Annotated in this window: 8 protein-coding genes; 4 read left to right on the top strand and 4 right to left on the bottom strand. The window is 62.9% G+C overall.

Annotated elements, in window-relative coordinates:
* Positions 1–133 (bottom strand): helix-turn-helix domain-containing protein (locus DQ230_RS02530; protein ID WP_113910449.1); only part of this gene is annotated, 133 nt, incomplete at its 3' end.
* A gap of 450 nt (positions 134–583) precedes the next feature.
* Between DQ230_RS02530 and DQ230_RS02525 the strand changes: the two genes are divergently transcribed.
* Entirely contained in the window at positions 584–862 is a 279-nt protein-coding gene (locus DQ230_RS02525; RefSeq protein ID WP_113910915.1) for a hypothetical protein, read from the top strand.
* Between the two features lie 107 nt (positions 863–969).
* Here DQ230_RS02525 and typA read toward each other — a convergent pair whose 3' ends face one another.
* The gene (typA, locus tag DQ230_RS02520) at positions 970–2,790 is read right to left on the bottom strand and encodes a translational GTPase TypA (protein ID WP_113910914.1); all 1,821 of its coding nucleotides are present in this window, start codon (positions 2,788–2,790) and stop codon (positions 970–972) included.
* 107 nt (positions 2,791–2,897) lie between these two features.
* Positions 2,898–3,776, bottom strand: coding sequence for a GNAT family N-acetyltransferase (locus tag DQ230_RS02515; protein ID WP_113910913.1), 879 nt, complete (start codon positions 3,774–3,776; stop codon positions 2,898–2,900).
* A gap of 479 nt (positions 3,777–4,255) precedes the next feature.
* On the opposite strand from DQ230_RS02515, the gene DQ230_RS02510 reads away from it, so the two are divergent.
* From DQ230_RS02510 to DQ230_RS17010, 3 genes are read left to right on the top strand one after another with little or no spacing between them, the layout of a single operon-like run.
* Positions 4,256–5,182: a sulfurtransferase gene (locus tag DQ230_RS02510; RefSeq protein ID WP_113910912.1), complete on the top strand. Its 927-nt coding sequence runs from the start codon at positions 4,256–4,258 to the stop codon at positions 5,180–5,182.
* On the top strand, positions 5,182–6,318 hold the full coding sequence (locus DQ230_RS02505) for a YeeE/YedE family protein (protein WP_113910911.1): 1,137 nt from the start codon (positions 5,182–5,184) through the stop codon (positions 6,316–6,318). The genes DQ230_RS02510 and DQ230_RS02505 overlap by 1 nt, the downstream gene beginning before the upstream one ends.
* On the top strand, positions 6,315–6,479 hold the full coding sequence (locus tag DQ230_RS17010; protein ID WP_162497333.1) for a hypothetical protein: 165 nt from the start codon (positions 6,315–6,317) through the stop codon (positions 6,477–6,479). The genes DQ230_RS02505 and DQ230_RS17010 overlap by 4 nt, the downstream gene beginning before the upstream one ends.
* Before the next feature lie 81 nt (positions 6,480–6,560).
* On the opposite strand, the gene DQ230_RS02500 is transcribed toward DQ230_RS17010, so the two are convergent.
* Positions 6,561–7,841 (bottom strand): serine hydrolase domain-containing protein, encoded by a 1,281-nt coding sequence (locus DQ230_RS02500; RefSeq protein ID WP_203227981.1) that lies wholly within the window; start codon positions 7,839–7,841, stop codon positions 6,561–6,563.
* Positions 7,842–7,882 lie beyond the last annotated feature (41 nt).

Here is a 7,882-nt window from a genome sequence, read left to right as displayed (position 1 = left end):
ATGCAGGTTCAACAATCCCCTCCCGCAGATACTTCTTGATCGTGTTGCGAGATACGCCCGTCCGCCGCGCGATCTCGCGAATAGGCATCTTATCCCGCAGTGCCCATTTCCGAATTACCCTCAAAAATCCCATGTCTATCACTCCATGCGCCCCCAGCTGATTCAAGCCGCGGCAAGGTTGCACATGGGTCAATTCTCAATGACAATTTCTGCTGGTGCCGGGTCAGTTCTCAATGACAATCAACACCTGCGACCTACCACACCAAGAAGGTCCTGGAGCATCCTGCGCATAAAAAGTGGGTGCATTCGAATGGCCAGATGGTCGAGATGTACTATGCACCGGTTTACATGGAAAAACGGTCGCTGGCGAAGGCCGGTCATTACGTCCTGCGTGAGGCCGCCTGCCGCTGAACGTCATGATCACGGAATGCGCGGACGCCCGCGCATTCCGCATCGGGCGGCATAAAAAGTCTCGCGCCCATTAACCAACATCCCTCGATCCCATTTTTGCCATATTCGGCGCGCACCCTGCCTCTCGCATGTCCGCGCACCCGCTGGCATGGTCGCCATTGAGGAGAGCCGTATGAATATGGTTAAAATCGGGGCCGTTGCATGCCTCGCGCTGCTGACCACGGCGCCGGGCGCCGTGGCTGACAAGGCGCGGGTCGTTGCCTGCTACAAGGAAGTCACCGTACCCGCGCGCTATGACGTCAAGAAGGTGCTGGTCAAAGAGACCTCCCGCCAATATGTGCGCCGTAACGGTCTGGTCCTGTTGCTGGAGTATCCCGCGATATACCGCGAAGACAAAACACTGGTTGAGGCCGAACACGTGCTGATGCGCGAAGTCGTTTGCAAGCAGTGACCCCGCACACGGTCGCATTTGCGCCCGAAAATTGGAAAAGGTGCCCGAGAGAAAACTCCCGGACACCTTGATGTATTTCTTTAAGACTTATCTGTAACCGATTGGTTTCAGGCTGATTTCGATGCCCGCTTGCGCTCGTGCGGGTCCAGGTGGCGCTTGCGCAGGCGGATGGCGTTGGGCGTGACTTCGACCAGTTCATCATCGTCGATATAGGCAATGGCCTGTTCCAGGCTCATCTCGATGGGGGTGGTCAGGCGCACGGCCTCGTCCGTGCCGGAGGCGCGCACGTTGGTCAGCTTCTTGCCCTTGAGCGGGTTCACTTCCAGATCATTCTCGCGGCTATGCTCGCCGATGATCATGCCGGTGTAGATCTTGGCCTGTGGACCGATGAACATACGACCGCGATCCTCAAGGTTCCACAGGGCGTAGGCGACGGATTCGCCGTTTTCCATCGAAATCAGAACGCCGGCACGGCGACCGGGAATCGGTCCCTTGTGCGGTGCCCAGCTGTGAAACACCCGGTTCAAAACGCCAGTGCCGCGCGTATCGGTCAGGAATTCACCATGATAACCGATCAGCCCGCGTGATGGGACATGCGCGATGATGCGAGTCTTGCCCGCGCCGGCAGGTTTCATTTCGGTCATTTCACCCTTGCGGGTGCTGGTCAGCTTTTCGATCACGGCGCCCGAATATTCGTCATCCACGTCGATGGTGACTTCTTCGATCGGCTCCAGCCGCTCGCCGTCGGGGCCTTCGCGCAGGACGACCTGCGGGCGGCTGATGCTCAGTTCGAACCCTTCGCGGCGCATGTTTTCGATCAGAACGCCCATCTGCAATTCGCCGCGGCCGGCCACTTCGAACGCTTCGCCGCCGGGGGTGTCCGAAATCTTGATGGCGACGTTCGACTCGGCCTCTTTCATCAGGCGGTCGCGGATGACGCGGCTTTGCACCTTTTTGCCATCTCGCCCGGCCAGCGGGCTGTCATTGATGCCGAAGGTCACCGTGATCGTGGGCGGATCGATCGGGCGCGCCTCCAGCGGCTCGTCCACTGCCAGCGCGCAGATCGTGTCGGCCACGGTCGCCTTGGACATGCCGGCGAGGCTGACGATATCGCCGGCCTGCGCCTCTTCGATGTCCTGGGAGGCAAGGCCGCGGAACGCCTGAATGCGGGTAACGCGGAACTGTTCGATCTTCTGGCCAATGCGGCTGAGCGCCTGCACGGTCGCGCCGACCTTCAGCTTGCCCGATTCGACGCGGCCGGTCAGCAGGCGCCCGACAAAGGGGTCGGCGCCCAGCGTGGTCGCCAGCATGCGGAAATCTTCGTCCTGACGCTTGACCTGCTTGGGGGCGGGCACGTGATCGACGATCAGCTGATAGAGCGCGCTCAGATCCTTGCGCGGACCGTCCAGCGTATGATCGGCCCAGCCAGAGCGACCCGACGCGTACATATGCGGGAAATCCAGCTGGTCATCATCGGCGCCCAGGCTGGCGAACAGATCAAAGCATTCGTCCAGCGCGCGGTCAGGTTCGGCGTCGGATTTATCGACCTTGTTCAGCACGACAATCGGGCGCAGGCCAAGGGCAAGTGCCTTGGACGTCACGAATTTTGTCTGCGGCATCGGGCCTTCGGCAGCGTCGACCAGCAGGACAACACCGTCGACCATGCTCAGGATACGCTCCACCTCGCCGCCGAAATCGGCGTGGCCGGGCGTGTCGACGATGTTGATGCGCTTGCCCTTCCACTCGACCGAGGTCGGCTTGGCAAAGATCGTGATGCCGCGCTCGCGCTCCAGATCATTGCTGTCCATCGCACGCTCGTCCACGGCCTGATTGGCGCGGAAGGCGCCTGATTGTTTCAGTAGCTCGTCCACCAGCGTGGTTTTGCCGTGGTCAACGTGGGCGATAATCGCGATATTGCGAAGGTCCATTCGGGTCATTCCTTGGGGTTTTTCTGGCGCCCTATAGGCTATGGGCGCATTTTACCAGAGGCAAATGGGATTGCAGGCGGGATTGAGCAAGGGGCGAGGGGCGCAAGTCACAGGCAAAGCGTCGTCGGCCCCAGTGTTTTCGCCGCCGCGCCGCTGCCCATTTTGAACCGTGCAAGACCCGGCGTGCGCTTGAAATCCGCGTGGCCCAGATCAAGCCTGGCATAGCCGCGCGTCGCCAGATCCTGTGATGCCCGCCAGAACAGCAGGTTATGCACGTTCAAGGCCCGCCCGCGCGGCCCGGTCCAGCCGATGTGATAGGTGGCAATCGGCGCGTGCAGCAGCATCAGCATGAAACCAAGCGATATGCCATTTTCCTCGGCAGTAAGGATAAGCGTGTGATCCGGGGCTATTTTGGTCCAATTTTCCGTAAATGCAGGGGGCAGGGCGGCATATCCTCGCGCCCGCTGCTGTGCTGTCTCGCAGGCCAGCAGGGTGACATCCCGGCGCAGGTTCAGCCTGCGTGCAGAAATACGCAGGCCCGCTTCTTCGGCGCGTTTCAAACGGTTGCGCCATTTGCCATGTTGCGCGGCGCGGCGATCTGCGGCGCAGGGGGTCAGGTCAAGTTCGGCCATGGTGCATCCGCGCGCAACAGGCAGGCCGCGCCGGCCCGTATTTGCGTCGCTTCCGACTGCCCAAATGGCGCGCCACGGCGCGGCGCGGGGTAGCGCGGCCAGCGCGCGGCGTTGCAGCACCGGCGTGGCGGCATCTGTCCAGACCGGTCCGCGCGGCAGCCACGCCATGCGCAGCGGGCCAAACCGGCGCAGGTAGATACGCGCGCGGCCCAGCAGCGTGCCTGACTTATACATGTCGGCCAGCACGGCGTCACAACCGAACGCCACCATGACATCTGCATATGTGCCGCATTGTTGCAGCGCTGTGCCGGGCAGGTTGCGCATTTTATCCTGCGGGCTGAAATCAATGTCCATCAAGCGTAGTTAGGACCGCATTTAGCAAATATTCCGTTAATGACGGCGCAGAATATTTGTATAATTCAAGTGCAAGAGGGGTCCGCCAAGGGAGCGTGCCACCTGCACATGAACCTCAAAGGAGGGGAGCACGGATTTCAAGAAGGCTTAGCGGGAGCCGGGTTTAGAGGGTATGCAATCGGCATTAAAAATTGTCTGAAGGGTGGGGTTTTCAAATGCGCATCCTGGCGCACTACTTTCTGAAAAGTTGGGAAAACGGGGCGCGGAAAAGAAAATATTAAGCAAATATGCGTCATGTTGGGGAAATTATTCCAAACAGGCACGCTAAGGCTGGCTGGGTGTTTGATGATCCTCACAGGATGCGAATTTCTGACATATCGCGCCGGCCTTTGCGTTCGGCCGCCCCTTGCCTTGGGGCCGGATCCGGCCGACATGGGGATCAGAAATGAACAACCTTTCTGCCAATCCGAGGTGCCCCCATGAAGTTTTTCACCATCGCCGCGCTGGCCGTCGCCATCTACGGCACTGCTGGCCTTGCCCAGAATGATTTTGGCCCGCTGATCGCGCCCGACGCGCTGAATGCGGGGCTGTCCGGCAACGCGCCCCTGATCCTGGATATTCGCGGCGACGCCTTTGCCGAGGGGCATATTCCCGGCGCCGTTTCAGCGCCCTACAGCGCGTTTCGCGGCCCGGCAGAGAACCCCGGTCAGCTGGTGCCCGAGGACCAGCTTGAGGCAACGCTTCAAAGTCTGGGCGTGACCTTTGAGCAGCCTGTTGCCATCGTGCATGAGGGCAACAGCGACACGGATTTCGGCGCCGCTGCGCGGGTGTATTGGACCCTGAAGTCATCGGGACTGACCCAACTGGCCATCCTGAATGGCGGCATGACCGCGTGGGAAGCGGCGAACCTGCCGCTTGACACTGCCGCATCGCAGCCGGTGCCGTCCGCTATCGACATCACGTTTTCCGATGAATGGCTGGCCGATACCGATGACGTCGCCGCCGCGGTCCGGGGCGACCGGGATGCGGTTCTTGTGGATGCCCGCCCGGCCAGTTTCTTTGAAGGTCGCGAGGCCCATGGCGCGGCAGAGCGTCCCGGTACGCTGCCGGGGGCGCAAAACGTAACCCATTCGGTCTGGTTCGAGGATGGCAACGCCATCATGGACAGCGCCGGTGCGTCCAAGCTGATGACTACGCTTGGCCTGCGCGACGACGCCGAGATCGTATCGTTTTGCAACACCGGCCATTGGGCCGCGACCGACTGGTTCGCGATGTCCGAACTGGCGGGCGTGCCTAACGTCAAGCTATATCCCGACTCGATGGTAGGCTACTCCAAAACCGATAACGAGATGGAGAATGTGCCGGGCCTGTTCCAGAACCTAATGAACAAAATCACGCCGAACTGATGTCTGATACAGTCCAATATACATCTGTGCGCGGTCCATGGGGCCGCGCATTTTCGCGCGGCGTGCTGGTGATCGCGGCGCTGGTTGCGGTGGTCATGGTGGCGGCGCTGGCCGGGCCGCGGTTCGGGCTGATGCTGGCCATCGGCCTTGGCCTTGGCATGACGCTGGAGGGGCTGCGGTTTGGCTTTGCCGGGCCGTGGCGGGCGATGATCCTGCGGCGCGATCCGGCGGGTATTCTGGCGCAGCTGCTGTCGATTGGTCTGGTGGCCATCGTCGCGATCCCCTTGCTGCAAAGCCATGCGGGCGAACTGGCGGGCGCCGAGGCACCCGTGGGCTTTGCCATGATCGGCGGCGCATTTGTCTTTGGCGGGGCGATGCAGGTGGTGCTGGGCTGCGGGTCCGGCACGTTGGTCAATGCGGGCAGCGGCAATCCGGTGGGCCTGCTGGCGCTGCCGTTTTTCGCCATCGGCAGCTTTCTGGCGGCCTATGGTCTGGTCTGGTGGACCGAGCTGGGCAGGCTGCCGATCATCGTGTTTCGCGGCGGTCAGGGGTTGGCCATTACGCTGGTGCTGCTGGCGGCGGTGGCGGCGTTTTTGCTGTGGCGCGCGGCGCCCGGTACGCGGCGGATACCGGGGCGGCTGATTATCGCGGCGCTGCTGCTGGCGGTATTCGCGATTGGCAACCTGCTGGTCGCCGGGCAGCCCTGGGGCGTGGTCTACGGGCTGGGCCTGTGGGTGGCCAAGGGCGCGGTGGCGGCCGGGGCCGATCTGGGCGGATCGGCGTTCTGGTCGGCGCCGGGCAATCAGGGCCGCGTGGCCGCGAGCGTGCTGACGGATTACACATCGCTGACAAATTTCGGGCTGATCGCCGGGGCATTTTTGATTGCCAACTGGCGCGCGGGGGGCCTGTCGGCGCCGCTGCCCTCGCTGCCGGCGCGCGCATGGGTGGCGACGGTGGTTGCCGGTCTGCTGCTGGGCTATTCGTCGCGGCTGGCCTTTGGCTGTAATGTGGGCGCGTTCTTCTCGGGTATCTCGACCGGCAGTTTGCATGGCTGGGTCTGGTTTGCCGCCGCCTTCGCGGGCAGCTGGGTCGGCGTCGGGCTGCGCCCGCGTCTGGGACTGGAGCCACGTACATGAGCCGCCGTATCATCGCATATGCCGCACTGGCCGTTATTTTGCTGGTGATCGGGCTGGACGTGACCGCATCGCCGCCGAACCCTTACACGGCGCCATCGGTGTTCGCGCTGGGGTCCGGCGCGGCGCCTTCCGGCGGGTTCTGCGGCGCGCTGCCGGATTAAGCCCGAAGCCTGATTTTGAAAGCAGAAGAGGCACCCAATCCGGGTGCCTCTTTTCGTATCCGGATCGCGTTGCGAGCCGTATCAGCGGCGGCGCAGGAAATCGGTAAACTTCTTTGGGCTGGCCTCGGATTCGGCCAGCGCGTCGCGGATGGTGGTGACGGCAGAAAGCATGTCCACGGTGTAGCTGTGGATCAGGAAATCGGGCCAGGTGGACAGTTTGACAGCCATGAACTCGGTCTGCGGGTCCAGATAGATCAGCTGGCCAAACACGCCCCGCGCCATGAAATCGCCGCGCTTGGCGTCATGGATCCACCATTGATTGCTGTAGGCGCCATGCGGCGACGTGGCCGTATACGGCTCGCCGAAGGAGGCGGTATCGCCGCGCGCGCAGGCGCGCACCCATGCCTCGGGCACGACCTGCTTGCCATTCACGGCGCCCCCCTCCAGCATCATCAGGCCAAAGCGGGCATAGTCGCGCAGCACCGCGTTGAAGCCCCCATCGGCCAGTGCGGTGCCGGCCCCGTCGACGGTAAAATACCCGTCGCGCTCGGCGCCGATATGCTGCCAGATGCGGTCTGACAGCATATGAGCCAGCGATTGGCCGCCCGCGCGCTCCAGCGCCCAGGCGACGACATCGGTTTCGATCGAGCGGTATTTGAACGCCTCGCCATGCTCGCGCTCGGCGGGCAGGGACTGGATCACCTCGCGGATGGTCGGCACAGGCTCGCCCGGTACGGGCGGGCGCCAGCCGCTGGCGATGTCGATCCGGGTCATGTCCGAACCGGGCGTGTTGTAATCCTCGGTGAACCGCGTGCCGCTGCGCATGTCCAGAACCTGGCCCACGGTGGCGCCGGCATAGCCCGATTTGCCCAGCTCGGGGATCAGGTCCAGGATGGGGGCGTGCAGATCCAGCGCGCCCTCGCCATGCAGAACGCCGGCCAGCGTGCCGACGACCGATTTGGCGACAGATTGCGACAGGTGCGGGGTGTGCCCCTCCATGTCGTTGAAATACTGTTCGGTGACGACCTTGCCCCGGCTCATCACCAGAAACCCGTCTGTGTAGCTGTGCGCCAGCCAGTCGTCGATTGTGGTCGTCTCGCCGGACATCGCCTTGAAGGCGACATCGCCCAGACGCTCCTGCGGGGCGGCGGGCAGATCGCGCACCGGGCCGGTGCCGCGCCGCACCTCGGTCGTCGGGAACAGCTCTCGTATGTGCTGGAACGACCAGCGGTTGAAGGGCGGCATGTCCCAGGTGGTGGGGCCGGGGATCTTGTCAGGGGCGGGCGGGAAGCCTTCCATGATGCCTTGCTCGCGCGCGGTCATCGGAATCGGCGCAGGGACGGGGGCGGCGGGGACTGACATGTTCGGGATATCCTCGGGGATGGGCGCGGTGCGCTCGAAAA

Origin of the sequence: Roseovarius dicentrarchi (assembly GCF_003316635.1) — a bacterium.
Lineage (GTDB): Bacteria > Pseudomonadota > Alphaproteobacteria > Rhodobacterales > Rhodobacteraceae > Roseovarius > Roseovarius dicentrarchi.
This window is presented reverse-complemented; position numbering and strand designations above follow the sequence as displayed.